We start from the raw sequence: 26,792 nt of genomic DNA, 5'->3' as shown, positions 1-26,792 counted from the left end.
GTGTCTAGCCGTCAAACGATTCATTTCGGCGAAAAGCCGTTGCGCATTGAAGATATTGTCGCCTTTGCCCATGCTTCAGTGAATGCAGAGATCAGCACCTCAGCGCATCTGCAGCGCAAGATTGATGCAGGGGTTGCGTTTTTAGATCAACTCTTGGAAAAAGAAGGCGTCATTTACGGGGTGACCACCGGCTATGGCGACTCGGTGACCGTAGATATTCCTCTGGATTTGGTGAAAGAGCTGCCGCTGCATTTAACCCGCTTTCATGGCTGCGGCTTAGGCGCACATTTCAGTGCTGCGCAAACGCGGGCGATTCTCGCGACCCGTTTAGCATCACTGACGCAAGGCTACTCAGGTGTTAGCTGGGAGCTGTTGCACTTACTGCGTGATATGATTAACCACGACATTTTACCGCTTATTCCGCAAGAGGGGTCGGTGGGGGCCAGTGGCGATTTAACGCCTTTGTCTTACGTGGCCGGTGCTTTAGTCGGCGAGCGTGAGGTACGCTTTAACGAGCAAGTAATGAGCGCCCAAGAAGCATTTGCACAAAGCGGCTTAACGGCGATTACGCTACGTCCTAAAGAAGGCTTAGCGATGATGAATGGCACAGCGGTGATGACCGCAGTGGCCTGCCTTGCCTTTGAGCGTGCCAGTTATGCCGTAAAGCTAGCTACTCGTATTACCGCCTTGAGCTCTATCGCCCTTAAAGGCAATAGCCATCACTTTGATGAGATTCTATTCTCGGTGAAACCGCACAGCGGCCAACAGCAAGTGGCAAAATGGATCCGTGACGATCTCAACCACTATAGCCATCCCCGCAATGCCGACCGCTTGCAAGATAGATACTCTATTCGCTGCGCGCCACATATTATTGGCGTGTTGGCCGATAGTTTGCCGTGGTTCCGGCAGTTTATTGAAAATGAGCTGAACTCCGCGAACGATAACCCCATTATCGATGGTGAAGGGGAGCATGTGTTGCACGGCGGGCATTTCTATGGCGGCCATATCGCCATGGCCATGGACAGCATGAAAAATGCGGTGGCTAATTTAGCCGATCTTGCCGACCGGCAAATAGCGTCCTTGGTGGACACCCGTTATAACAACGGCTTGCCTAGTAATCTCAGTGATGCCCAACAGCAGCGCCGCTATATTAACCATGGCTTTAAAGCGGTGCAGATCGGCGCCTCGGCGTTTACCGCCGAGGCGTTAAAGTTAACCATGCCGGCGAGTGTTTTTTCCCGTTCCACCGAATGTCACAATCAGGATAAGGTGAGTATGGGCACCATCGCCGCTAGAGATTGCTTGCGGGTGTTGGAGTTGACCGAGCAAGTGTTAGCATGCACGCTGTTGGCGGCAGTGCAAGGTCTGCGGCTGCGTATTCAGCGCGGCGAGTTGCAACAAAGCGCGCTCAGCGAAGACATAGCGAGCATGTACCAAGACATCAGTGGCTATTTTGCTAATCTCGAAGAAGACCGGCCACTGGAGAGCACCCTGCGGCAAACCATCGAGTACATTCAAAACCAGCGTTGGACCCTTTATGAATAATAAAAATACGCTATTGAGCGCAGCCGTTGATATTGAGATCCCATTTCACGATTGCGACCCAATGCAAATTGTTTGGCATGGCAATTATGCCCGCTACCTTGAGGTTGCGCGTTGTGAGTTGTTGCGCAAGTTCGATTACGACTATTTGCAAATGCGCGATTCTGGTTATGATTGGCCTATTGTCGATATGCGTATTAAGTACGTAGGCTCGGCCTCTTTTACGCAGCGCATTCGCGTAGAGGCTTACCTAAAAGAATATGAAACGCGGCTGAAGATTGACTACGTGATCTTCGACAGTGCCTCGAATAAGCGCCTCACGAAGGCCTATACCGTGCAAGTGGCGGTCGATAGAGCCACCCAAGAAATGCAATTTGTGTCGCCACGCATTATCGGTGACAAGCTAGCGCAGGTGATATCGTGAGTAAGTGGCTATCGGTGTTGATGATGCTGTGCTCCTTTATGACAGCGGCGCAGCAAGGGCAGTTTGAGCAACATAAGCACTTCGCTGGCTTTGATAACGCCTTTGTCAGCACCGGCAGTTATCGTCTCACGGCGCAGCAACTTTGGTGGCACACCCAAACGCCGATAGAAAATGTACTGCGTATTGATGGTGAGGGCGTGTTCGAGCGACAAGGTGAAGATCAATTTGTTAAACAGGCGCAAAGTGGTGCTTATAGCTCTTTATTACAGGCACTATTACAGCAGGACCCGCAGCAACTGGCGCAGTTTTTTATTAGCGAACCTGCGACCCGGCCCGAGCGGATTGCCGCCAAGCCTTGGTCGTGCCTTAAACTGTTGGCGCAAAGCCAAGAGTTAAAAAGCTTGTTCACGCATCTTGTCAGCTGCCAAGACAACCAACAGCAGGTGCGTTTTATTGGCTTGTATGAGCGAAAAGGCACTCGCACTGAAATCATCCTTACCCCTAATGGAGCGACGCAGTGAGCAGCTGGGTAAGGTCTGTAGGCATCGTACTTTGGCCCATCTTCCTGCTGCTTTGCACAGTAGCGGTGTGGACACTGAAAGAAGTGCGTATCAGTGCTGATATGTTGGCCTTATTAGAGCGCCAGCCCACTCAAGCCCTTGATGCGCAGTTTTATAGCGCGCAACAGCAACTATCAAGTACGGCGCAAAACCAGTTGGTGTTTTCCTTCAGTGGAAAAACGGCGGTCAATGCTTACCATGAGCTGGCGCAGCAACTGCAACAACACCCGTCGCTTAAGGTTAAAGTACAACCGACACTTAAGCGTATCGCCGATTTCTACCAGCCTTATCGTGGTGCGCTCATGAGCGAGGGCTATCAACAAGCGCTGCGCTCACCCACGGCCTTTAGTCACTATGCTCAGCGGCAATTATCGCAGACTGCCTCACCTTGGTTATCAAGCAGTATCAGTGATGACCCATCCTTAGCAACCTTTAGCTTTTTAGACACCTTTGCAACAGGTCAGCAGTTAGGGCTCGTCGATGGTAAGTTACAATGGCGCCAAGGAGATAAGCCTCCCGTTTGGCTGCTGGTCAGTGAGGTGACGACGACAGCAACAATATGGCAAAACAATGCCCTGGCAGCGGAGCTTGTAAACGCTGTTCGTACGCTTCGCCAAGCCCACCCAGAAACCGAGATTGAATACTCTGGAGTGCTATTCCACAACAGTGAAAATGCGGAGCAAGCGCAATGGGAGATGAATCGCTTTGGCTTGGCGAGCCTGGTGTTACTCGCTGTTTTTGTGTTGCTCGCCATACGCGGCGTTTGGCCACTGTGGGTGAGTTTATTAACCGTAAGCAGCGCAGTGCTCGCAGGCGCGCTAGCGCTTTTATTGCTGCGCCAACAACTGCATGTGTTGAGTTTAGTGTTCGCCACGACGTTAATTGGTGTCGCCATCGATTACGCGCTGCATGCGCTGAGCGACAGAGCCAAAAAAAGCAATAGCTACAGCGTGGCACTGAAACGCGGGTTATTGTTGGCACTTGGCTCGACAGCACTCGGCTACGCCTGCTTTTTCACAGCGCCAATGAGCTTATTGCAAGATGTCGCTATTTTTATTGTTGCTGGATTGTGCGGCGCTTGGTTTTTCGTGCGCTTTGTGGTGATCCGTGCCCAGCAACCTACGCAATTACGCCCCCTGGCACTGAGTACCGCCGATTGTGCATTAACCTTGTTTGCTCGACTGCGCCGGCGCAAAGGCGTCATCGCTTTGACTCTTGCGGGTGTGAGTGGCTTGTTGCTGAGTGTGCAGTGGCCACATGTCAACGATTCTATCGCCAGCTTTAATGCAAGCTCAGCGCAGCTTATGCAAGCGCAAAAGCGCCATCATTTGTACTTAAATGGTGATGGGCCAACGTTTCAGGTGCTAGTGCGAGGCAAAAGCATTGAGCAGTTATTAATAAACGAAGAGCGCGTGCGCAGTTTTGTGCAATTGCATCAAGGGCGATTTCAGGGTCTCAGCGTGGCCCTGCCTAGCCAGCAAAGCCAACAACAGGCTTTAACTCTTTATCGCCAGGCGCAGCAGCAGGGACGGTTTAGCTTTTTGGCGCAATTACGCGGCGCTGCGCTACCAGCGGATGCAAATACCCTGTTGAGCTATGAGCAGTTTGCTCAAGGGCCACTGGCCGATGTATTTCTTGCGCCTATCAAACAAGGCCCATATTTTTATTCATTGAGCACCGTCAGCACGCTTGAACATGCCTCGCTGAGCGGTTATCTGGCAGAGTTTGAAGATATGCAGTTGGTGGATGTGCCCGGCCAGCTGAGCGCCATGTTAGCGCACTTTCATCACAGTATTCATTGGGCTTTAGCGCTCGCAGTCTTGGCCATAGCCATTGTATTTATAGCGTTTTTTGGCCTGCGCAGAGGGGCTGCCATGGTTGCTTGGTTGGCGCTCAGCGCGTTGCTGGTGGTAACCCTTATTGCGATCGTTATGCCCCTGTCGGTATTTCATACCTTGGGGCTTATCTTAGTGTTAGCGTTAGCTGTTGATTATTTTATTTTTTATCAGCAATCAGGGCGCCAGCCGACCACCTTTGTTGCCATTAGCCTGTCAGCGTTGTCGTCCTTGGCGGTATTCGCGATGTTAGTGTTTTCGAATACCCCCGCTATCAGCCAATTCGGTGCTGCCGTGCTGATCGGGCTTATTGTTGTTTACTGGGTAGCGCCACTAAGTATTGAGAATAAAAATGATAAATCAGACTGAACAGACGGACGTTGTGGTCATCGGTGCTGGTCCCTCTGGGGCGTTAGTCAGTGCCCTGTTGCGCCAGCGTGGTTGGCACGTGGTGGTGCTTGAAGGTCAGCATTTTCCGCGCTTTTCCATCGGCGAGAGCCTACTGCCGCAATGTATGGCCTACCTTAGCGAAGCCGGCATGGACGAGGTCGTAGACAAGCATGCCGAAGAGCTGGGTTTTCAGTTTAAAAATGGCGCCGCGTTTCATTATCAAGGAACGGATACCGCTATCGACTTTACCGACAAGTTCTCTGCAGGGCGTGGCACTACTTATCAAGTCAAACGTGCAGCGTTTGACAAGCTACTCGCCGATACCGCCCAGGCCCAGGGGGTGGAGATTCGCTACGGCCATCGAGTTGAAGCGCTGCAAGAACATGATGAGCATATCGAACTGTCTGTGGCCAGCGCGCAGCAACGCTATCGGCTGCAAGCGCGATTTGTGCTCGACGCCAGTGGCTTTGGCCGGGTGTTGCCGCGCTTACTTGACCAAGAGCGCCGCTCTAGTTTGCCCACAAGAACGGCCTACTTCTGTCATATCAACGACCATATCAGCGCCGCAAATTTTGATAGAAACAAAATTTTAATTTCCGTGCACCCGCAGCATCGCGACATCTGGTATTGGCTTATCCCTTTTGCCGATGGTAGCGCCAGCTTAGGCGTGGTGGGTGAGCCCGAGTACTTTGATGAGGCCCTCAGTGAGCAGCAAAACTTATGGCGCCTGGTAGGCCAAGAGCCGAACCTAGCGGCGTTGCTTGACTCGGCGCAGGCAATCACTGATACCCAGCGCTTAGGCGGCTATTCTGCGGATGTCAGTCGCTTGTATGGCAAGCGCTATGCCTTATTGGGGAACGCCGGGGAGTTTCTTGATCCGGTGTTTTCATCTGGGGTGACGATTGCATTGAAATCGGCGTCATTGGCAGCGCCAGTCGTCGATGGCTTTTTGCGTGGTGAAAAAGTCGATTTTGACAAAGACTTCGCCCAACCACTTAAACAAGGGGTAGAGTGCTTTAAAACCTTTGTCCTCGCTTGGTACGATGGCCGCTTTCAGGATGTTATTTTTTACCCACAGCAGCGCAGTGATGTGCGGCGCATGATCAGCGCCATTTTGGCAGGCTATGCCTGGGATGAAACTAATCCCTATGTGGCACAAAGTGAGCGTCGTCTTGATGTGCTTGCGACCTTGTGTAACATGGAAGCTCAATAATGCGGGCTATATGGATAATTATTGTCACCGTGTTATCGGCCTGTACTGCGGTGCCAGAGCGCAACGCCAATAGCGTTGACTTGGCCGCTGGGGTGAGCTTCGATATGGGTGTTGCCCCGCCGTCATTACATCAGCAACAGTGGCAAAAAAAGCTGACTTTTTCTCGGGCTGAGCGCAGTGCTACACTACTGAGCCAACTGGCCGTTAATCAAAGCGGTGAGCTGCGCTTAGTGTTGACCTCGGGGGCAGGTATCCCGCTGTTGTCCATGGCCTATAGTGATGATGAGAAAATCAGCGTAAGCACTCAGTTAGCCACGCTGCCGATTGACCCAGAGTACATTTTGGCCGATGTACAATTGGTGCATTGGCCGATGAAGCAACTCAAGGCGCAGTTAAAAGGGGCGCAAATACAGGAATTCCAGCGCGGCGCGACCCGAGTGAGGGAAATTAAACGTGCTCACACGCTATTACTGCGCATAGAGTACCAAGGCGCCACAACAACGTTAACTAATTATATGCATCAATACCAAATTATATTTACCGAGGTGGGGTTATGAACGCCTGGTTAAACGACCTCGCGCTTGTCAGCGCATTAGGAGCGGATACCAGTGCCCATCTCGATGCCCTGAGCGGCGAACAGCGCAGCGGTTTGGCTCAAGTCGCTGGGCTAGATAATGAAGGCATGACCCCCTATTTAGGTCAGGTCGCTAATTTGCCCCTTGATAGCACCGGGCGCAATAACGCCATGATTGACCTTGCTTTGGCGCAATTAACTAATACCTTAGATAAGCTGCGCAGCCGCGTAGCAGCGCATCGTATTGCCGTAATCATCGGCACCAGCACCGCTGATATTTATGATGGTGAGCGTGCTCGAGCACAGCAAGCCCGCCATGGTAGCTGGCCGGATCACTATCATTACCACCAGCAATCATTGGATGCCCCTGCGCAGTATATTCGCGATAAGCTTGCCTTAGAGGGGCCATGCTACAGTATTTCCACCGCCTGTAGCTCTAGCAGTAAAGCACTAAGCAGCGCCAAAGCAATGTTACAAGCAGGGCTGGCTGATGCGGTCATCTGTGGCGGCGCAGACAGTTTATGCCAATTGACCGTCAATGGCTTTAAAGCACTGGCATCGACCAGCGCCGGGATTTGCAAGCCTTTTGCTCAGCAGCGTGATGGCATTAATATTGGCGAAGGTGTGGGTTTATTCATTATGACTCGCTCAGCGGATTTTGGCTCAGCGCGCTGTGCGTTATTAGGCTGTGGCAGTAGCTCCGATGCGTACCATATGTCTGCACCCGAGCCGCAAGGTCAAGGTGCCATAGCGGCAATGCACCAGGCGTTGGCCGAGGCGGCTTTGACAGCCACAGATATTGATTACATCAACGCCCACGGTACTGCAACGGTAAAAAATGATGCCATGGAAGCTCGGGCCATTGCCGATGTCATCGGCGCGCAAACGCTGGTAAGTTCCTCGAAGCATCTTACCGGCCATACCTTGGGTGCCGCCGGCGCAATAGAGGCTGGATTATGTTGGCTGCTGATAGAGCAGCAACGTTTAGGGAAGACCCTAACGCTGCCATATCATAGCGGCTACGCCCTTGATGCCTCCTTGGCGACGATTAATCTTGTACAACAACCCACTCGGGAACGGCCGAAAACATGTATGAGTAACTCTTTTGCTTTTGGCGGCAATAACGCCAGTGTCATTATTGGAGAAATAGCGTGACCAACAACCATCGACCTATAAGCGAATTGCTGGCGCATCGCCCCCCCATGGTGTTGATTGATGGGCTGATTTCGTTTGATAGTGACAGCGCCCATTGCCAAGTGACCATTACCCCAGACAGTGCTTTTTACCAGCGTGATATCAATGGGGTGCAAAGTTATATCGGCAGCGAATATATGGCGCAGAGTATCGCCGCCTATGCCGGTGCTCACGATTGTCAGCACCAGCGTGGTGTTAAAATTGGCTTCTTATTAGGCAGTCGAAAAATTCGCTGTTTAAAGCCGGTCTTCAAGCTTGGCAGCACACTGGATATTTATGTCACGCAAGTGGTGCAGGACGAGTCTGGGCTCAGTGTTTTCGACTGCGCCATTGAATGTGATAACGAGCGTTATCTCGAAGCCAAAATTAATGTATTTCAGCCCGCCGACCCGATGAAGTTTATTAAGGAAAATCAATGAGTAGAGCTATTTTAGTCACCGGTTCAAGCCGAGGTATAGGCAAGGCCATCGCGCTGGCCCTTGCCGAGCAAGGGTTTGACATTATCTTGCATTGTCGCACCCAGCGTGAGCAAGCTCAAAAAGTCAGTGAGCAAATCCAAGCTATGGGCCGCAGTGCGCGAGTACTGTGCTTTGATGTCACCGATAGAGACTCAGCAAGCCAAAGCATAGAGCAAGATATTGCCGAACATGGTGCATATTACGGTGTGGTGTGTAACGCTGGAGTCACGCGCGACACCGCCTTTCCAGCGATGACCGACGATGAATGGGATACGGTTATTAGCACTGGCTTAGATGGTTTTTATAATGTTGTCCGCCCGGCGGTCATGCCAATGGTCAGTGCCCGTCAGGGTGGACGTATTATTACTCTAGCTTCGGTATCTGGCATTGCTGGCAATCGTGGCCAAGTGAATTACAGCGCCGCCAAAGCAGGGATCATCGGTGCCACTAAAGCATTAGCGCTGGAGTTGGCAAAACGTAAAATTACCGTCAACTGTGTCGCCCCTGGGTTGATTGCCACGGAAATGACCGAGCAGCTCGATACCAAGGAGCTATTAAAACATGTGCCGATGCGGCGTATGGGCAAAGTTGAAGAGGTCGCGGCAACGGTGTCATTTTTAGCCTCTGATCCGGCGGCGTACATCACCCGCCAAGTTATTTCAGTCAACGGTGGGTTAGTGTAATGAAACGGGTTGTGGTTACAGGGATGTCTTGTATTACGGCACTAGGGGATGACTGGCCGAGCCTGCGCAGTGCGCTAGAGAAGGGTGACAACGCCGTTAAGGTGATGGAGCAATGGCAAGATGTAGCTGATTTGAATACCAAATTAGCGGCGCCGGTGACGCACTTTCAGCGCCCTAGCCACTATAAACGTAAGATGGTGCGCTCTATGGGGCGCGTCGCATTGATGGCCACGGTGGCCACCGAGCGGGCATTGGCGCAATCAGGCTTGCTTGAGCACCCGGCGCTTACCAATGGCGATACCGGCATTGCCTATGGTTCGTCAACTGGCTCAACGCCGCCGCTTATTGCCTTCGCTGATATGATGAAATCGGGGCAGATGAGTGGCGTGACGGCAACTAGCTATATTCAGATGATGGCCCATACTGCGCCAGTTAATATTGGCGTGTTTTTTGGTATTAAAGGCCGGGTGATCACCACGAGCTCCGCCTGTACCTCGGGTTCACAAGGCATTGGCTATGCCTATGAGGCCATTAAGTTCGGCCGACAAAAAGCCATGGTTGCCGGTGGCGCCGAAGAGCTCTGTGTGACCGAAGCCGCCGTTTTCGATACCTTATACGCCACCAGTTGTCGTAATGATGCACCTAAGCATACGCCTCGGCCATTTGATAAAAACCGCGATGGGCTAGTGATAGGTGAGGGCGCGGGAACGCTGATTTTAGAAGAGTACGAGCACGCCAAAGCACGTGGTGCAACGATTTATGCGGAAATTGTCGGCTTTGGTTGTAATTCCGATGGTGAGCATGTGACCCAGCCGACCAGCGATACCATGCAAACAGCAATTACCATGGCCCTTGATGATGCCCAGCTCAATGGCGAACAAATAGGCTATGTTAACGCTCACGGCACATCCACCGATCGCGGTGACATTGCCGAATCTCATGCCACCTTTAATGCCCTTGGCCGTAAACCCATTAGCTCGCTAAAAAGCTACCTGGGTCACACGTTAGGCGCGTGTGGAGCCATCGAGGCGTGGGCCAGTATCGAAATGATGCGTGAGGGGTGGTTTGCGCCTACCGTTAACCTTGAGAGTGTTGACCCACAGTGCGCACAGCTGGATTATCTGCGCCAGCCAACCAAATTACAGTGTGACTATGTCATGAGTAATAACTTTGCGTTTGGTGGCATTAACACATCCCTGATTTTTAAGCGCATGCCATGAGCTTGATAACGAGGTGCTTTGCGTTTATTTTAGCGCTGTACAGCGCTTCGAGTGTCAGTGCAGAGCTTGAGCTTGGAGCGGGGGTATTTCATGCTAATATTCCGCTTTATATCGGTGCCCGTGAGTCAAAAAGCTACACGTTGCCAGTGCCTTATGTGCGCTATCGCTCTGAACGCTTAAACCTTGATAGGCGCAGCGCCACCGGTTACTTATGGCAGTATAATAACTGGCATTTGGACATCTCTGCCACTGCTGGAATTGCAGTAGACAGCGGTGAGAGTAAAGCACGCGAAGGCATGGATGATTTGGACTGGGTGTTCGAGTTGGGCCCCGCATTGGATTATTATGTTGTCGGCCACTATAACCAACCTAGTTATTTTAAGCTTGGCGTGTTTACCCGTAAGGCACTGGCGACGGATTTCACTCGCATTGATGATATTGGCTTTAAGGCTGGACCTTATGCCCAGTGGCGGCAGCGATTGTGGCAACAAGGAGCACAAAGCATCACGTTAACCAGCCGCTTGGCAGTTAATTATGCCAGTTCACAATACGCCGACTACTTTTATGCAGTGCCAACGGCGGCCGCTAATTCACTGCGCAGCGAATACACCAGTGGTAACGGATATGGCGGTGAAGAAGTGTCATTGGGGCTAAGTTATGACTCAAGGCGCTGGTGGTTTGGCGGGTTTGTAAAGTATTATCGCATCAAGGATGCAAAGTGGCGTGATAGCCCACTGGTGGAGCGCAACCACAGTGTTGCCTTTGGCTTTGGGTTGGCATGGAAGTTCTATAACAACAGAGGATAAGAAATGAAAAAATATTTATTAATGGCAGCGCTTGTGGCCGCAACATCGCACAGTGTGGCGGCTCGAGATGATATCGGCAAGTACTCTATTGCCGACTTGTTAGCGACCACGAAAGCCAAGGATGCGCTATTGGATGTGCCCCTTTACTTTGCCGATCAACCACACAGCGCGGCGAAAGAGACCTTCGGTGAGGTTATGACCAATAAGAAAACCAATGCCTTTAATAAATCAGACAAAGAAGCGTGTGAGTGGGTGATGCTCAGTGCGCTTAAAGCACTGCAAGAGCGCGCTCAGCGCGAAGGCATGAATGCCGTCGTGGGTATAGAGTCGTACTATAAAAAGCGTGAATTTAAAAGCAGTGAACAATTTGAGTGTGGGGCTGGTTTTTTAATGGCCGGTGTGGCTCTTAAGGGCACGTTAGTTAAGCTATAAAACCGCACACGACAGCCCACGCGCTATAAATTAAAAAAGGTACAAAGTTCACCGCACAGGGGTGGTAATTTGTTTTTTGTTTGTTAACATAAAGTAAAATTACCACGCAGACAGTGGTGTAGTACCAATAAGGACGTTTATGGCGCGCTTCGTGTTATTATTGGCTGCGTGTTGCAGCCTTTTCAGCGCAACAGTTGTTGCATACCCTCCAGCAAAACAATTTGCACTGGCACACCTGCAAGAGCAAGTAAAACTCGATGGTAATCTTGACGAGCATGTGTGGAAAAATGCCACGCAAGTCGCTGTTAACACTCAGAATGAGCCCCTTGAACGCGCTGCCTCCCCAGTCAATACTACCGCCTACTTATTTGATGATGGCCAATTCCTATATTTAGGCATCGATGCCAAGGACCCTAACCCTGAGGCCATTCGCGGAGCCTTGCGAGACCGAGATGAGTTATGGCAGGACGACAATGTCGGTATCATCATCGATAGCCTAAATGATGAGCGCAATGCCTTTGAGTTTTTCGTTAATGCCTATGGTGCTCAAGGCGATATTCTCGCGACCGACTTTGATACCTGGGTTGAAGACCCCAGTTGGGATGCCATTTGGTACAGCGCCGCGCAAATTCATAGCGATGGATATGTGGTCGAAATGAAAATACCCCTGACGGTATTAAACCTGCCAAAAACAGATGAACCCATTACCTGGGGCATTTCCATTGCACGTAATTACCCAAGGGACGTGTTCTATCGCTTGTCTAATGTCGGCTTTGACCTTGATATAAAATGCAGTTTTTGCCAGTTTGATAAACTCACCGGGCTTGCCAATCGCACTGAGCATCGTGATGTGTTGTTTACGCCGCATATCAGTGCTAGCCGCCATGATAGTAAAGATCACGTTCCCGGTGATTGGCAAAGTGGCGATGTTGATGTTGAAGTGGGCGCCGATTTACGCTGGCGTATCAATGATGAAACCTTGCTTAATGCCACGGTTAACCCGGACTTTTCGCAGGTAGAAGCTGACGCTGTGCAGCTCGATGTAAACACCAATTTTTCATTGTATTACGCCGAAAAAAGACCGTTTTTCTTAGATGGCTCCTCGTATTTTCGCACCAATCAGCAAGAGCTATTTTACAGCCGCACCATCGCCGAGCCGGATTATGGTGTGAAAGTCACCGGCAAGCAGGGCGCGCATACCTATGCCACGTTAGTCGCCGATGATGCCAACCCCTCTGTTTTATTGCCGGGTAATCAAGGCTCATCACTGGCGCAACTGCAAGATAATGTCACCAATGCGGTGGCGCGTTACCGTTATGACTGGGGACAGCGCAGTGGGGTAGGGATGACGCTTACGCAGCGCCAAGGGGGAGATTATCATAATACCGTAGCAGCCCTCGATGGCACCTATGCACTTAATGCCAGCGACTCCTTTAACTACGGACTGTCTTATGCTGACACCGATAATAGCGCGCTGTTTGTCGAAAATTGGGACGTTGCTGCTGATCAGTCTGGCAAGGCAATTAGTTTGGCGCTTGAGCGCACTAAGCGTGATTACAACTTGCGTGGCGAGTATCAACAGATTGATGAAGACTATCGCGCCGATATGGGCTATCAGCCCAAAGCTGATTTTCGCGAGTACGTGCTCGGTGGCGGGCAAACCTGGTACGGTGACGATGGCGCCCGCATCACTAAGTGGCAATATGATTTAGAGTGGGATAAAAGCTTTGATTTAGATGGCGATTTACTTGAGCAAGAATTTGAAGGCTATTTATATGCTGAAGGGCCCTTGGTCTCTACTTACGAGCTTGGTATGTGGCATAGCGAAGAGCTTTATTACGGCGAATACTTTATCCAAAATAATGGGTATGTGCAGTTCTCTATTCGCCCACATCAAGATTTAACCTATGTGCTTTATGCCGATTACGGTTCACGTATCGACTACAGCAATGCTCGCCTTGGTGAGGGAGCCGATATTGAAAACTCCCTGAGCTGGGATGTGAACCAACATTTGCAGCTTAAGGTGAATTACAATTACAGTGAGCTCGATGTTGATGAGCAATCCGTTTATCGTGCCCAGCAGTGGGACCTGCGACTTTACTATAAATTCAATATTCGCAGCATGCTTAAGGTCATCTGGCAGTTTGAAGATATTGACCGCAACCAGCAAGCCTACCTTTACTCGCAAGTGCATAAGCGCAATCGCGATTTTGGCTCGCAGGTGGTGTATTCCTACAAAATGAATCCGCAGTCGGTATTCTATCTCGGTTATTCCGACAGCGGCTATCAAGATGACTCACTGGATGAGCTGCAACGCACTGAGCGTACATTTTTTACCAAAATCAGCTACGCTTGGCAGCTTTAGCTTTGTTGTTGCGGTGATAATGCTAAATGAACATCATCACCGCGCCGCTGGGCGACTTCATTGACACGTTCAAGCATCTCATCAATACGCTTTCGTTCATACGGGTTAGTGATGTTGTGCTCGGCATCGAATACGGTGGCTTGTACATAGCGATACAAAGCATCGACGTAAGCCTTATTACCATCGCATACAAACAGAATGTTTTTTAGCGCCTCAAGAAGGTTCACTAAAATGGTGGTGTCTTCGCGCCCGTAGTGGCGGATTGGGTCAAAGTTATCTTCTAATAAAGTAGCGATACTGGGCTCATAGAACCACAATCTAGGGGCCGTTTCTTCCTCGCTGTGCGCCAAGGTGTAATTGTGATCGGCAATGCGCAGGCGAGTGATAATTAAAATACTCAACATGTCTACTGCTTTAACAGCGGTGCCGGGGTCGTTTATCCCTGGGCTTAACGCTTTAATGGCGATTTCAGCAATTTGGCGAATGCCGTAACTGTAATGATCGCCAATATACTCTTCGATATAAAAAACACTGCACTTACAAATTTGCTCACAAAGTTCACTGTCATCGCTGATATCTTTATTCACCGCTAAGTAGGGAAAGCCTTCGACACAAAAAAAGCCAGGTTCAATCTCAACCACCAGTTCAAGGTCATGTTGTGCCAAGATTTTACTTAATTGCTGCGTATGTACACCTTTAAAGTAGCCAGCTTGAGGGCTTTTTATATGATACCACTGGGTATAGTCAGGGCGTTTTTTCGCGATGTCGGGCTGTTGTGCTTGGGCGATGGCTTGCAGTTGTTGCTGAGTTTGCGAAAACAGTGTGTTAAGCACATTGTCCACTTGTATGGAGCGGGAAATAGAATGAATGAAAAATACAAATAGCGCCAAGGCGTACAGCCCGAGCATCAAGGCTATAAAGGTGCCCAGGGATGGCGGCTGGGTATCGCCATTTTCGGCGTGTATATTCATCAAAGTGACCAAGGTAAAGACAATACTGCCTAAGTACACCCCGAGCACATACTGGTGAGACTTCATGGTAATGAGCCCGGGTAACACCCGAGGCGAGAGGGTGGATGAGGCGTTGTTAAGTACCACCATCACCATAGAAAAACTAAACACCGTCAACGAGATAAGACCACCGGCGAGAATGTTAAGCACCGTTTTAGCGGTGTCTAAATCAGCAACAAACAACATCGGCCACTGTGATTTTAAGGCCATCACCAGCTCATGATATTCGATGCTCGCCAAAAGCATCGCTAAACACAGTAGCAAGGTGATGATAATAGCAGGGTAAAAGCCAATGCTGCTGACGATGGCCCGGTAGTGGGCAGCAAGTTTGCGAGGTGTACGCACTGAACAAGCCTCCATGGCGAATATTAAAAACTAACCCTAGCACAGCGCATCATGTGAGCCTAGGCAGACTTTGCTTTCGCTGCTGTGGATGCTAAACAAAGTTGGAAACGTCTAAATAAAGCTAGAAACAACAGAATAAAGTTCGAAAGTAGCGGTTTAGGCTAGTGATGCCTGACCAACTAACAGTCATGTCCATGACTCATTAGAGCAATAAAAAAACAGCTGCATTACGCCAAAACAGCTGCATTATGCCGCTGATTTTTGCATCTAAGTGAGTTAGTTCATAAGAGATCCGCCGGTTAGCTATGAGTGAGGATGAACGGTCGGGTCAGCTCGTTTTTGGACAAGAACACGTTAGAGTATTTATTCGGTAACGACCAAGCTCAGCCGAGGAGGTGCAACTGCGCCGATGTCGGCTGGAGCGCAGTGTTATGCTTTTTGCTCGTCATATTCTTCCCAACTTGCAAATCCAATTGGTCGCTTTGGCTGACTCAGATTTTCTCTTTTTAAAGCTACAAGCAGGATGCTGATTTGGGATACGTGCTGAATAAGCTCCACAGACTCGCCGTTTTCATTCTTTCCCCGAAAGGATATTAGGGACGGATTCCAGTACCCAATATCATCGATATGGAAGGTTACAGATTGGCCAAAACTTACCAGCCTAGCGCCCGCTTCATGCTCTTCATCGAGTAAACGGTGGAAGTCATTTATCCATTCAATTAAGCGTCTATGAAACTCATCAGCAAGATTTTGATCTCTAGGTATTATTGGCATTAAGTCAGCAGGATTAAATCTAGGCATCAAATCATTTGGGTCCATGTGCTCTTTCTCCTTGGGCAGAACATGTTTATAGCGAGCGAATCGCGCGTTTTTCTACTACGCTACAGTTCACTTTTCTGAATGATATATTTTTAACAGACTAGTTAACTCATTGCCAGTATCATTAAAAATAGCTATTGCTCGTTTTCTTGACTATGTGAGCGACTGCGCTAAAACTGTTTTAATATACAGTTTTGTATATTTTCAAAGGAATGGAGAGGTGGCCGTTAGCACTTATGCGATTGAAGTAATCTGATGTTGGATATCTCAAAAGAGTTTTTATTTCCAACTTTGATATATAAAAATGAGAGCGATTTTTGCTCACTAAAATGCTCGCGTTACTTTGTTTCTGACTTTCTTCTAACTGTGCTATTCACTTCGAATCATAACGTGACCTCATACGAGATTTTTGTATGCAACCTTGTTCAACATCCTCAGCTGCATACGCCAAAGGTAATGTGCCTTGAATTTATGTGGGCAAATACAAAAAAGCCGGCATGGGCCGGCTTTTCTTATTTAAGGTTGATAGTAGGTGGGCGAGCCTGGGCCTACTGGCATCCCGAGCACAAACACCCATAAATAGAACAAACATACCCAGCCAATAAAGAACAGCATACTGTAAGGCAGCATGGTCGCGACTAAGGTGCCAATCCCCATATTCTTTTTATATTTGGTTGCAACCGCAAGTATGAGACCGAAGTAACTCATCATCGGGGTGATAAGGTTCGTTACCGAGTCGCCAATGCGGTAGGCGGCTTGGATTGTTTCCGGGGCATAACCAATGAGCATCAGCATAGGAACGAAGATAGGTGCGGTTACTGCCCATTGCGCTGATGATGAACCGAGACTCAAGTTCACCATGGCACACATAAGAATAAAGAACACAAACACCTCAGGCCCGGTTAGATTCAGCGCTTGCAACAAGGCAGCGCCATTCACCGCTAAGATAGTCCCGAGGTTGGTCCATTTGAAGAAGGCGACAAACTGCGCAGCGAAAAACACCAGAACGATATACATGCCCATCGAGCCCATACTTTTGCTCATGGCATCAATAATATCGCGGTCATTTTTCATTGAGCCGACCACACGGCCGTAAACAAAACCAGGAATAGCGAAGGTGATAAATATGATCACCACAATGCCTTCTAAGAACGGTGAACCTTTTACTTCGCCGGTCTCTTGGTGGCGTAAGATACCGTCATCGGGGATAATGGTGAACGCTAAAATTACACCAATAAGCACAAACGAAAGACCTGCCCATTTGAGGCCGGTTTTTTCCTTTTTGCTCAGGTGGTCGATTTTATTCTCGCCCAAATCAATGCTGGCTTCACTGGGGTCATACTTACCCAAGCGCGGCTCAACGATTTTTTCAGTGACCCAAGTGCCTAAAATGGCAATCATGAACACCGAAACAAACATAAAGTAATAGTTGGCCTCGGCACCTACTTGGTAGTCAGGGTCAATCATTTGTGCCGCTGGGGTGGTGATCCCTGCTAACAATGGGTCAATGGTGCCCAATAAAAGGTTGGCGCTGTAGCCACCGGAAACCCCGGCAAAAGCCGCCGCTAAACCGGCCAGAGGGTGGCGTCCAAGGCTGTGGAAAATCATTGCTGCAAGGGGAATAAGTACCACATAACCAAGCTCTGATGCGGTATTTGATAATATCGCAGCAAACACCACCATAAACGTTACTAAGCGTTTAGAGGCGCCCATGACCATGCCACGCATGGCCGCTGACAGTAGCCCCGAGTGTTCAGCAACGCTCACCCCTAGTAAGGCCACTAATACTGTGCCTAGCGGCGCAAACCCGGTAAAGTTAGTTACTAACCCTTCAAAGATACGGCGTAAGCCTTCGGCACTAAATAAGCTCACGACTTCGATAACACCATCTGGGTCGCGTCCTTTAGCGCCCTCAGGGCGCGGGTCTATGGCACTGAGGCCGGCCCAGTCGGCTATGCCGCTGATAACCACAATGGCGACACAAAAAAGTGCGAACAGAGTGATAGGGTGAGGCAGCAGGTTGCCGAGAAACTCGACCGTTGCTAGAAAGCGATTAAACCACCCCTTTTGTTGTTCTGGCATGTCAGATGAGACTGCTTTACTCATACCTGTTATTGTCCTTGGAGTCACAAATGGCGCAAAAGATACCATTATTGCGCGCGGCGGTCATCGTTTATCGGTCAAAGCCGAGCAGCGCGCGATGGATAGCCAAAAAAAAAGCAGAGGTGGGCACCTCTGCTTGCCCGCTCAGGGGCATAATGCTTTAGGGAAAAGCAATAATAGTTACGCACCAACAGTGCTAAGGGATCAAAATAATCCCAGTTGTTTGCTTGATTTTGTTTTACTTGATGCCTTGCGCTGGCGTTTACGGGAACCATGTTGGTGGCCCACGCGCGCCGTCTCGCGGCTATTCACATGGCGCTGATAATAATCGGCAATGCGCGCTTTCGCTTGTCGCAGGGCAATGTCCGGAAGCACACTCGGGCGCGGGTAGGTGTCATGACTGAGGCCATTGTATAACCACGGGGTGTGCACATAGGCGCTCGGTACCTTGCTCAGCTCGGGCAGCCAGCGGCGAATAAAATGGCCGCGCGGGTCGTATTTTTGTCCTTGTGTCACCGGGTTGTACATTCGCCACGGATTGATACCGGTGCAGCCCGATTGCATTTGCACTTGGGGATAATGAATCCCGGGTTCGTAGTCGACAAACTGCGCTGCTAAAAACGCCGCTGGTTGACGCCAATCTAACCAGAGTTGGTAACTGGCATAGGCAATAAGCATGGCGCGCATACGAAAGTTAATCCAACCATAGTGATGCAAAAAACGCATGCAGGCGTCGATAAAGGGCACACCCGTTTGCCCCTGGCACCAGGCTAAAAATTGCTGCTCATCGAACTGCTCGGCGCGTAAATGAATGAGGTCGCGGTGCACTGCGTGTTCACAATAGCTCGGCTCTGACTCCAGCTTTTGTACAAAATGACTGTGCCAATGCAAACGGGCCAATACCGCCCGCTTATGGCCTGCGGCGCCTTTGATAGCACCCAGGCTCTGGATACTTTCGCGTAGGCTGATCACGCCATAGGCGAGGTAAGGGCTTAAACGAGAGCACCGGGTGGGGGCACTGAGTACCGAGGAAATGCCGCCGCGATAGTTGTGCATGCGCGTTGCTAAAAAGCTTTGCTGGGTGGCCAAGGCACAGGCGTGGGCGCCATGCTGGGCACCGCTGGCAATAAGGTTATCGTTGCCCGGATAGCGATCTAGTAATGCTAAACCATCATGATGGCCAAGCAAACTCGTTATATGTGTGGGGCTTTCTAGTTGCGGCTGCTTAAGCCAGTGCTGCGCCTTTGATTGCCAATGATCGCGTTCTATGGCGCCACGAAATACTGCCTGTTGGCGATAGGTGGCAATGGCAATGCTGCGCTCGCGACACCATGAAAACACCTGATTATCTCGGCTATACGTCCACGAATTGCCGGTTTCTTGGTGGCTATACAGGGTATGGATAGGCGCATGTTGATGGATGCGCGCTAAGATGTCGCACACCTCTCCGCGACGCACTAATAACCGCCCGCCGATACGCTCAAGTTGAGTTGCCAGGGAGTGCAATGCTTGAGCAATAAAACGAAACTGGCGCTCGCTGGTGTCGTCAAGGCACCAATATTCGGGCTCAATCACGTACAGACACAGCACCGGGCGCATGCTTTGCGCGGCAAAATGAATAGGGGCATGGTCATTAATGCGCAAATCACGCTTTAACCACACCAAGCTAATCATCCAATACCCCTTTGTAGAGCAGGGGATAACGGCGTAAGCGTTTGCCGATATAATCGTCGCGCAGCAGGGCATCGCAGATTTCGTCGACATCGCTGTGCGCGCTAAAAACCCAATCAAAACGCTCGATGGCTAGTAAAAAGCCGCGCTTAAGGTGGCGCTGCTGGCGGTAATATTCCAAGTTATTTTTGATCAGTTCGAGCTTACTCGGGTCCGCTTTTAGTGCGGCGACTACTTGCTCGCTATGGTGTTGTAATGTCTTGGGGGTCTTTCTTGGACCTCGAGGCCTGCGCACATTTATCTCCTTAAACTGCTATGAAAGGATATACGCAGGCACAGTGACGCAGCGATCAAGCTTGTTTAGCTATCGCCTCAATTTTTTTGATGAAATCTTCTTTGTTCTTATCACTTTGGTAGTCGAGGTGGTAAGTGTTGTGAAAACCAAAGCGCATTAACACACCACTTCCTTGTAGATAGACGGTATAGCCATCAACATCAGAAAATGCCGTGAGCCCCTCATAGAACTTGCCCTCGTCGGTTTGCTCACCATGCTTTTGAATATGTTCATAGACCCGCAGCAGGGTCTTACTGTCTATTTCGTTTTTCATCGCGGCTCTCACAATGTTGCTGTCGTTACTTATATTTTGGGGGTAAGGTGCGTAAAATCAACCAACACCTTCATTTGTTCAAGGAGGCCACAATGCAGGTCCAGGTTCTCGGTAGTAGTTCGGGCACACCGACATCAACGCGCAATGTCTCAGGCTATGCGGTGTTTCGAGAGGATAAAAAGCCTTGGTATTTGGTCGATTGTGGTGAAGCAACGCAGCATCAAATATTAAAAACCACGCTCAGTCTTTATCACCTTGAAGCGATATTTATTACCCATAAACATGGCGACCATTGCTATGGCTTGCCGGGACTGCTTGCCTCGGCCGGACTCAGTGGCCGCCAAGCGCCACTTACCATCATTGCCCCGGGGCAGGTGCTGGAGTTTGTCAGTGCCACCCTTAAGCTCAGTGATTGGCAATTGAACTTTCCCTTGCAGCTTTATGATTATGATGTGCTTGATGAGTACTCAGGCTCTTGGGCCTCAGTGCGCAGCTGCGCGCTACAACACCGGGTGCCAAGCAAGGCGTATCGCTTTGACGAGCATGCCATCCCATTAAAGCTGGATATTGCACAGCTTAAGCGCCACCATATCGGCTCAGGCCGCCATTATAATCAGCTGCAACGTGGTGAAGACGTAACCTTTGAGGGCCGCACCTTAACGGCCACCCAATATACCTACCCGTCGTGGCCAGCGCGCTGCGTTATGGTGTGTGGTGATAATGAAAAGCCGCAATGCTTAGACCCGCTTATCGAAGGGGTTCAGTTATTGGTTCATGAGGCGACTTTCACCGCCAAAGATTTGCACAAGGTTGGGTTTCACACTGGCCACAGCGACGTTGAGCGCATTTGTGACTATGCCCAACAGCGCCAGGTGCCGAGCCTGATACTCACCCATTTCAGTGCCCGATACGGGGGAGATGCAATGATGGCGCACATCGCTGACATTGCCACAGACAGGTATAGCGGAGCACTGTATTTGGCGGAAGATGGTTTATGTGTTGGTGTAGACAAACAGGGCCACAGTGCGCTGATACACGCGCGCTTTACTCAGCCCTTTAGGCCGAACGATTAGCCCATTTGAGTTGTTGATAATCACGCGGGCTGAGCCCAACCACTTGCTTAAACTGACGGCTAAAGTGAGCCTGATCGGCAAAATTGAGTGCATAACTCAACTCGGTTAAAGACGTTTGGCGCTGATGTTTTATGCGCTCGCGAGCGCGGGCCACTCGTTGCAGTTTATGAATGCTGCGCAAGGAAATGCCAATGTGGTGTTTGCAGTAGCGCTCGATAGTGCGCGGCGTTTTACCCAGTTGCTCGGCTAAATCGGCGGAGCTGGTGCACACCTCAATCGCGGCGCCGCTGAGCACTTGTTGCTGGCGGGGCAAATGGATGCTCAGGGTTTTAATCATATCAAAAAACGGTTGCGCGTCACTGAATCGCGCGGCGCGGTGCAGTTGCGGGGCGGTGTCGATATCATCAATGCGAATACATTGATTCACCATCTCTGCGGCGGGTTGTCTGATGAAACTGCCCTGTGCCGCCAAATGAAAACGGGCACCGAGCAAATGAGTGCCCGCTGCACAGCTCAACACCTTGCTATGCTGCTGACAACCGGTGATGTACAGCCCCGGCGTTAACAACTGCTCGCCTAAATAAGCCTGACCCTGCGTAAGTGCGAGCAAGCCCATGCGCGCATCAGCGTGTAACAATTGCTGCGAGTAGGGCTGTTCAGCGCCGGTTCGCGCCTGCCATACCTGCGCCACACCACCTACAGACAGTGCCTTTATTTGCAGGGCAAAGTCGCTTAAAGGACGATAATACTGGCTGCTCAATATACGTGTGGGCGAGGTCATGACATTGTCGGTTTTGTTCAAGCTTTGCCACCAGCATATTGCTAATTTAGGGCCATCGCAATAACTAGGTAGCAACAATGAAATACTTCGTACTTTTGACCTTTACATTCGTTTCTTGGTTCATCCACGCCGCGCCATTGCACAACATTCAGCTAAAAGAGCTAAAAGGCGGTACCTCAGTGTCTCTCGCGCACTTGCAGGGGGCGAAGCCTCTGTATGTAAAGATGTGGGCAAGCTGGTGCAGCCCGTGCATGCAACAGATGCCAAAATTGCAGCAGCATTATCAAGATTTTAGCGATAAATTAGCCTTTATTGCCGTTAACATCGACCTGAACGATGATGCGCAGGCCATTAACAAGGTGGTTGAGCGTTTTCAACTGGATATGACGATTGCTCAGGATGAGCATAAGCAATTAGCAACCCAGGTCGGCTTGCAAGGGACGCCATTGCATTTGCTGTTTAATCGCCAAGGGCAATTAGTCTATCGCAGCCATCAAAGCGATGAACAGTTGGCCCAGGCACTTACGGCATTAGCCAACGCGCAGCCACTGCCAGCCAAGATGCATCGAGAAAATGACCCATCGCCAACAAAGCTCCCTTTGGCAGATGCAGTGCTATTTAGCGCCACATGGTGCGAAAGTTACTGGCAAGAGCGCAAGGCGGATACGGCGCGCCAGTGTCAAGCGAGCCGTGAGCGGGTGAATAAGCTCGCCGAGCAAGGCAAAAAAGTGGTGGTGGTAGTGTCAAACTTGTGGACCACGCCGGCGGATGTGCAGGTGTTTGCACAGCAATTTCACCCCAGCATTGATATTATCATAGATAACGGCGGCCAACTTTTTAAAGCCTATCAGGTCAAAGCGTTGCCACACTTGCTACACAGTAATACCCACGCAGGCCAATAAGGCTATGTTGAGCGTGCCGGCAAGGCAATAGTGAGTTCGGCAATCTGTGCCGCGCTGACATAAAAAGTTTGTTGCGCCAGCACTTCGTTACCTTGCTCGTCATAGATTTTGATGATGTGCGCGCCAAGTGCGAGATGACGCTGTGTCCACGTTTGGGCACAACAACGTATCGGGGCGGCATCGTCGATGGCAATGGCATAACAGTAGGGACTGTGGCTAAATTCCACCTTAACATTCACCGCCCCAAGTTGGGCACTCGGTTGCGTGGTTGATGGCGCTGATATTGATTCGCTTGGCTGCGACGGTGCTTGGTATTGTTGGATAAGTTCACCGAGCAATTCATTGCCGGTGGCAAACTCTGACACCCATTGCCGAGTTTCGCTTTTTTGTAATTGTGCGGTGCGCGCTAAGTAGTGGCGCGACAAATCAAACAGGGCGCGTACATCGTCCTGTTGCAGTGGCTGTTGGCGGTGTAAAATATACTGTGACCAGTCGGCCTCAAAGCGTCGGCTGAGGCTTTCCATTTCTGTTACCGTGGAAATATAGCGGATCCAACCGCTGGACCAACCAAAAATACGATCTGCCGCTTGTAACAGTCCCGCCAGAGCAAGTGCTCCGACACCTGCTTGGGTTAGGTATAGACGCTGTTGGTAATGCTCAAATAGACCGGCAAAAATAGGCAGTAAAGCCCCAAGAATAACCAAAGAGAAAGTCAGAATGCGCACCGTTAATGAGGCGCGGCGTTTGGATTGAATACTGCGCCAATACCAGTTGCGAATGTCTTGGCTGCGAGCGCCTGCGCGCTGATAAATATCCGCTAGGGCCCGATTGGGCTCGCTCGCAATATAGTGATCCCAATCCGGTAGTAGCTCGGCAGTAACATCTTGCTTTGCACCCATGCGCAACCCTTCCTTAGTGTAAAATCCAATAGCGGCATATATGCGCTAAGTATGCTAGAAAACACCTTGATAATAAAGTGCTTAGCTTACGCCTTTAGCTGCGCAGCGCTTCGAACAATAGCGTACAGAAGGCCAGTTGTTGCGCCATTTTTTACGCCACGTAAAGCGCAAGCCACACACCGGACAATATTTATAAGGAAGGTTAACTTTTTTGTGCGCCACAGTGATCTTTCCCACCTTTGCCAAGGTTTAACTGCACCATGAGCCTTGTTGCCGTTATGGCTAATAGGCGTGGTTATTTTAATCAATGAGTAGGAGATACGATGGACAGAGGTGCTGGCGATCATTCGCGTATTATTGAAATGGCGTGGGAAGATAGAACCCCGTTTGAGGCCATTGAACGCCTCTACGGTCTCAATGAGCAAGCGGTAATAAAACTGATGCGTCGTGAACTAAAGGCGGGGAGTTTTCGTCTTTGGCGAGCGCGGGTTAGTGGTCGCAAAAGTAAACACCAAGCCTTGCGTGATCCGCGTATTGAACGCGGATACTGCAAGACTCAGTATAAGCACCGTTAACGCTTAACGGGCGTTGGTGCTTTCGAAGATCTTATCCGCAGAAGCGGCGACGAAGCCAGTGTAGATTTCGCCATCAGGCTTTAAGTAGCGCAGCGCAAACTCATAGAAGCAGCTTGGTACTGCCTTTTCACCGTCTGAAAAAGCCACCTTCGCATCGTCAGCTAGCGTTGATGACTGCTCTAGTAGCACTTCTGGAGAGCCTTTAATCTCACCGCCCGAGGTATTCAGTTTAAAGCCAGCATCTTTAAGCTTTTGATTCACCTGCTCAATGGTATCAAATTGCGCTAAGTGGTTAATACTCACTGTAAAGTGGTTAGCGCGATAACCCCAAGCCGACATCCAGGCAGCGTATTCACTTTCTGCCAACAGCTTTTGATAGGTTTCATAGCTGACATCCCAATGGGTGCCAGAGTATAAGAAGTTGTCTGCAGTGACAGCGTCTTCATCAATGCTATCAACCATCTCATGAACGGTCTTTTGTAGCTCATCTGAGAACTGTTCAACAAGCAGCTCAGAGATAAACACTTTAGGTTGAGTCGGGTCTTCGTGCTCAAAATGCTTGGCGTAGAGTTTCTTCGCTTCGAAGTGATACTCGCCACATTCTTTGTAACCCACGGCTTTAAAGTGCGCAGCGAGCTTTTCTAAGCCAACCTTAGGCAAGTTAAAGGTGCGCAGCGCAATATGGTCGTTAATAACGTCATCGCGTTGAGTCGAGCCTAGTAGCTCGTGCACTTTAACGGCTGATGGAGTCACTTCAAGGTAGTTGTCCCACAAGTGTTCAAATAGTGTGTTTACATTGTTATGCATAATAATTCCTTAACACATAGATGCGTTTGATTCTTTTAAAGTATTAAGCCCGGCGCAAGTTTTTCCGGCAAGGTAGACGTGGGTGCTTCCACCGACGCTACCGGGTAGGCACAGTAATCGGCAGCATAATAGGCACTGGCTCGGTGGTTGCCACTGGCGCCAATACCACCAAAAGGTGCGGCACTTGAGGCACCGGTGATGGGGCGGTTCCAGTTAACGATACCAGCGCGAATGCGTCCTAAAAAGTAGTCGTAATCAGCTTGGCTGTCGCCTAAAAGACCGGCTGATAGACCATATGAGGTATTGTTTGCTTCATTGATGGCGCTGTCGAAATCACTGTAGCGGTACACTTTTAACAGCGGCCCAAAGTGCTCTTCATCGGCCAGGTCGATGTTAGTGACATCAACAATGCCGGGGCTAACAAAACCGGTGTTTGTATCAAGGTGTTGCATTTCCAGCAGTGACGTAGCGCCTTGTGCAAGCAATTGCTCGTACGCTGCACGCATGCCCGCTGCCGCTTTTTTGCTGATCATCGCGCCCATAAATGGCTGCTCTTCGGCGAAGCTGTCGGCAATTTTAATGTTGCTGGTTACTTCAAGTAAACGCTTGATAATGGCATCGCCCTGTTCACCTTGCTCAATAAATAGGCGGCGAGCGCAAGTACAGCGTTGACCTGAGGTAATAAAGGCTGATTGCACGATATCATGAACCGTGGCGTCGATGTCGCTGACACCTTTGACAATCAATGGGTTATTGCCACCCATTTCCAGCGCCAAGATTTTGCCCGGATGACCACCAAATTGTTGGTGCAATAAGTGCCCGGTCTGTGAGCTGCCGGTAAAGAATAAGCCATCAATGTCTTGATGTGAGGCCAGGGCCTTACCCGTTTCAATCTCACCTTGTACTAGGTTGATAACCCCATCTGGCAAACCAGCTTGTTGCCAAAGTTTGAGAGTATGCTCGGCGACCTTAGGCGTTAACTCTGATGGTTTAAATACCACGGTATTGCCAGCCAATAAGGCAGGTACAATGTGACCATTGGGTAAATGACCTGGGAAGTTGTAAGGGCCAAAAACCGCCACCACGCCATGGGGCTTGTGACGAATAAAGGCTTTGGCTCCGGGCATCGGGTTTTCTACCGTGCCGGTGCGCTCCTTATAAGCGCGAATCGAGATAGCCACTTTACCGGTCATGGCGCCGACTTCGGTGCGCGTTTCCCAAATGGGCTTGCCCGTTTCTTCGGCGATGGTGGTGGCGAGCTCTTCGGCATTGGCCTTTAACTGCTCGACAAAGCGCTCGAGTACGGCAATACGGTCATCAAGTGCACTCTGTGACCAAGCAAATTGTGCGGCACGGGCGCTGGCGATAGCGGTATCGACTTGCTCTGGGCTGGCGCCTTGGCCTTGCCAAACAACGCTGTCTGTAGCGGGGTTTATCGATTCAAAACGCGGGCCTTCACCGGCCAGCCATTGGTTATTTATAAATTGAACATTCATAGCCATT

Annotated in this window: 27 protein-coding genes; 16 read left to right on the top strand and 11 right to left on the bottom strand. The window is 50.2% G+C overall.

Annotated features, from left to right (window positions below; genetic code table 11):
• The 13 genes from MHM93_RS08505 (at position 1) to MHM93_RS08445 (ending at position 13,696) form a co-directional block, all read left to right on the top strand.
• Complete coding sequence (locus MHM93_RS08505; RefSeq protein ID WP_239448681.1) at positions 1–1,545, top strand: aromatic amino acid ammonia-lyase; 1,545 nt, start codon at positions 1–3, stop codon at positions 1,543–1,545.
• On the top strand, positions 1,538–1,966 hold the full coding sequence (locus MHM93_RS08500; protein WP_239448680.1) for a thioesterase family protein: 429 nt from the start codon (positions 1,538–1,540) through the stop codon (positions 1,964–1,966). The genes MHM93_RS08505 and MHM93_RS08500 overlap by 8 nt, the downstream gene beginning before the upstream one ends.
• Complete coding sequence (locus tag MHM93_RS08495; RefSeq protein WP_239448679.1) at positions 1,963–2,487, top strand: hypothetical protein; 525 nt, start codon at positions 1,963–1,965, stop codon at positions 2,485–2,487. The genes MHM93_RS08500 and MHM93_RS08495 overlap by 4 nt, the downstream gene beginning before the upstream one ends.
• Entirely contained in the window at positions 2,484–4,730 is a 2,247-nt protein-coding gene (locus MHM93_RS08490; RefSeq protein WP_239448678.1) for a hypothetical protein, read from the top strand. The genes MHM93_RS08495 and MHM93_RS08490 overlap by 4 nt, the downstream gene beginning before the upstream one ends.
• Positions 4,714–5,964, top strand: coding sequence for an NAD(P)/FAD-dependent oxidoreductase (locus tag MHM93_RS08485; RefSeq protein WP_239448677.1), 1,251 nt, complete (start codon positions 4,714–4,716; stop codon positions 5,962–5,964). Before MHM93_RS08490 ends, MHM93_RS08485 begins: the two co-directional genes overlap by 17 nt.
• Positions 5,964–6,521 carry a DUF3261 domain-containing protein gene (locus tag MHM93_RS08480; protein WP_239448676.1) on the top strand — a complete coding sequence of 186 codons (558 nt, stop codon included), beginning with the start codon at positions 5,964–5,966 and terminating at the stop codon, positions 6,519–6,521. The genes MHM93_RS08485 and MHM93_RS08480 overlap by 1 nt, the downstream gene beginning before the upstream one ends.
• A complete protein-coding gene (locus MHM93_RS08475; protein ID WP_239448675.1) occupies positions 6,518–7,693 on the top strand; it encodes a beta-ketoacyl-ACP synthase in 1,176 nt (391 codons plus the stop codon). The genes MHM93_RS08480 and MHM93_RS08475 overlap by 4 nt, the downstream gene beginning before the upstream one ends.
• Positions 7,690–8,151: a hotdog family protein gene (locus MHM93_RS08470; RefSeq protein WP_239448674.1), complete on the top strand. Its 462-nt coding sequence runs from the start codon at positions 7,690–7,692 to the stop codon at positions 8,149–8,151. Before MHM93_RS08475 ends, MHM93_RS08470 begins: the two co-directional genes overlap by 4 nt.
• Positions 8,148–8,873: a 3-oxoacyl-ACP reductase FabG gene (gene fabG, locus MHM93_RS08465; RefSeq protein ID WP_239448673.1), complete on the top strand. Its 726-nt coding sequence runs from the start codon at positions 8,148–8,150 to the stop codon at positions 8,871–8,873. Before MHM93_RS08470 ends, fabG begins: the two co-directional genes overlap by 4 nt.
• Complete coding sequence (locus MHM93_RS08460) at positions 8,873–10,093, top strand: beta-ketoacyl-ACP synthase (RefSeq protein ID WP_130146898.1); 1,221 nt, start codon at positions 8,873–8,875, stop codon at positions 10,091–10,093. Before fabG ends, MHM93_RS08460 begins: the two co-directional genes overlap by 1 nt.
• Positions 10,090–10,899, top strand: a complete 810-nt coding sequence (locus tag MHM93_RS08455; protein ID WP_239448672.1) for a MipA/OmpV family protein — start codon at positions 10,090–10,092, stop codon at positions 10,897–10,899. The genes MHM93_RS08460 and MHM93_RS08455 overlap by 4 nt, the downstream gene beginning before the upstream one ends.
• A 3-nt stretch (positions 10,900–10,902) precedes the next feature.
• Positions 10,903–11,331 carry an excinuclease ABC subunit A gene (locus tag MHM93_RS08450; RefSeq protein WP_022943864.1) on the top strand — a complete coding sequence of 143 codons (429 nt, stop codon included), beginning with the start codon at positions 10,903–10,905 and terminating at the stop codon, positions 11,329–11,331.
• Between the two features lie 139 nt (positions 11,332–11,470).
• Positions 11,471–13,696: a DUF5916 domain-containing protein gene (locus tag MHM93_RS08445; RefSeq protein WP_239448671.1), complete on the top strand. Its 2,226-nt coding sequence runs from the start codon at positions 11,471–11,473 to the stop codon at positions 13,694–13,696.
• Here the strand turns inward: MHM93_RS08445 and MHM93_RS08440 are convergent.
• From MHM93_RS08440 to MHM93_RS08415, 6 genes are all read right to left on the bottom strand, one after another.
• The gene (locus MHM93_RS08440; RefSeq protein WP_239448670.1) at positions 13,693–15,051 is read right to left on the bottom strand and encodes a DUF2254 domain-containing protein; all 1,359 of its coding nucleotides are present in this window, start codon (positions 15,049–15,051) and stop codon (positions 13,693–13,695) included. The two genes, MHM93_RS08445 and MHM93_RS08440, sit on opposite strands and share 4 nt — an antisense overlap.
• A gap of 429 nt (positions 15,052–15,480) precedes the next feature.
• On the bottom strand, positions 15,481–15,870 hold the full coding sequence (locus tag MHM93_RS08435; RefSeq protein ID WP_239448669.1) for a DUF6173 family protein: 390 nt from the start codon (positions 15,868–15,870) through the stop codon (positions 15,481–15,483).
• 516 nt (positions 15,871–16,386) lie between these two features.
• On the bottom strand, positions 16,387–17,976 hold the full coding sequence (locus MHM93_RS08430; protein WP_026110962.1) for an AbgT family transporter: 1,590 nt from the start codon (positions 17,974–17,976) through the stop codon (positions 16,387–16,389).
• Positions 17,977–18,177: 201 nt separating this feature from the next.
• A complete protein-coding gene (locus MHM93_RS08425) occupies positions 18,178–19,647 on the bottom strand; it encodes an FAD-binding domain-containing protein (protein WP_239448668.1) in 1,470 nt (489 codons plus the stop codon).
• On the bottom strand, positions 19,640–19,939 hold the full coding sequence (locus MHM93_RS08420) for a hypothetical protein (RefSeq protein ID WP_130146496.1): 300 nt from the start codon (positions 19,937–19,939) through the stop codon (positions 19,640–19,642). The genes MHM93_RS08425 and MHM93_RS08420 overlap by 8 nt, the downstream gene beginning before the upstream one ends.
• Positions 19,940–19,994: 55 nt before the next feature.
• On the bottom strand, positions 19,995–20,252 hold the full coding sequence (locus MHM93_RS08415) for a DUF3081 domain-containing protein (RefSeq protein WP_022943876.1): 258 nt from the start codon (positions 20,250–20,252) through the stop codon (positions 19,995–19,997).
• Between the two features lie 92 nt (positions 20,253–20,344).
• On the opposite strand from MHM93_RS08415, the gene MHM93_RS08410 reads away from it, so the two are divergent.
• Positions 20,345–21,325 carry an MBL fold metallo-hydrolase gene (locus MHM93_RS08410; RefSeq protein ID WP_239448667.1) on the top strand — a complete coding sequence of 327 codons (981 nt, stop codon included), beginning with the start codon at positions 20,345–20,347 and terminating at the stop codon, positions 21,323–21,325.
• Here the strand turns inward: MHM93_RS08410 and MHM93_RS08405 are convergent.
• Entirely contained in the window at positions 21,309–22,127 is an 819-nt protein-coding gene (locus MHM93_RS08405) for a helix-turn-helix domain-containing protein (RefSeq protein WP_239448666.1), read from the bottom strand. The two genes, MHM93_RS08410 and MHM93_RS08405, sit on opposite strands and share 17 nt — an antisense overlap.
• Before the next feature lie 56 nt (positions 22,128–22,183).
• Between MHM93_RS08405 and MHM93_RS08400 the strand changes: the two genes are divergently transcribed.
• Positions 22,184–23,008: a redoxin family protein gene (locus MHM93_RS08400; RefSeq protein ID WP_239448665.1), complete on the top strand. Its 825-nt coding sequence runs from the start codon at positions 22,184–22,186 to the stop codon at positions 23,006–23,008.
• A gap of 2 nt (positions 23,009–23,010) precedes the next feature.
• On the opposite strand, the gene MHM93_RS08395 is transcribed toward MHM93_RS08400, so the two are convergent.
• Positions 23,011–23,907 (bottom strand): DUF4231 domain-containing protein, encoded by an 897-nt coding sequence (locus tag MHM93_RS08395; protein ID WP_239448664.1) that lies wholly within the window; start codon positions 23,905–23,907, stop codon positions 23,011–23,013.
• Positions 23,908–23,988: 81 nt separating this feature from the next.
• Positions 23,989–24,129 carry a DUF2256 domain-containing protein gene (locus MHM93_RS08390; protein WP_239448663.1) on the bottom strand — a complete coding sequence of 47 codons (141 nt, stop codon included), beginning with the start codon at positions 24,127–24,129 and terminating at the stop codon, positions 23,989–23,991.
• A 101-nt stretch (positions 24,130–24,230) separates the two neighbouring features.
• Here MHM93_RS08390 and MHM93_RS08385 point away from each other — a divergent pair, with 101 nt between their 5' ends.
• Complete coding sequence (locus MHM93_RS08385; protein ID WP_045979941.1) at positions 24,231–24,482, top strand: TIGR03643 family protein; 252 nt, start codon at positions 24,231–24,233, stop codon at positions 24,480–24,482.
• Positions 24,483–24,485: 3 nt separating this feature from the next.
• On the opposite strand, the gene MHM93_RS08380 is transcribed toward MHM93_RS08385, so the two are convergent.
• Positions 24,486–25,289, bottom strand: coding sequence for a DUF1338 domain-containing protein (locus tag MHM93_RS08380; RefSeq protein WP_022945492.1), 804 nt, complete (start codon positions 25,287–25,289; stop codon positions 24,486–24,488).
• Positions 25,290–25,324: 35 nt separating this feature from the next.
• Entirely contained in the window at positions 25,325–26,791 is a 1,467-nt protein-coding gene (astD, locus tag MHM93_RS08375) for a succinylglutamate-semialdehyde dehydrogenase (RefSeq protein WP_239448662.1), read from the bottom strand.
• Position 26,792: the final 1 nt, after the last annotated feature.

Origin of the sequence: Pseudoalteromonas sp. MM17-2 (genome assembly GCF_022347945.1) — a bacterium.
Lineage (GTDB): Bacteria > Pseudomonadota > Gammaproteobacteria > Enterobacterales > Alteromonadaceae > Pseudoalteromonas > Pseudoalteromonas ruthenica.
The sequence above is the reverse complement of the archived record's forward strand: the minus strand, read 5'-3'. Positions and strand labels throughout refer to the sequence as shown.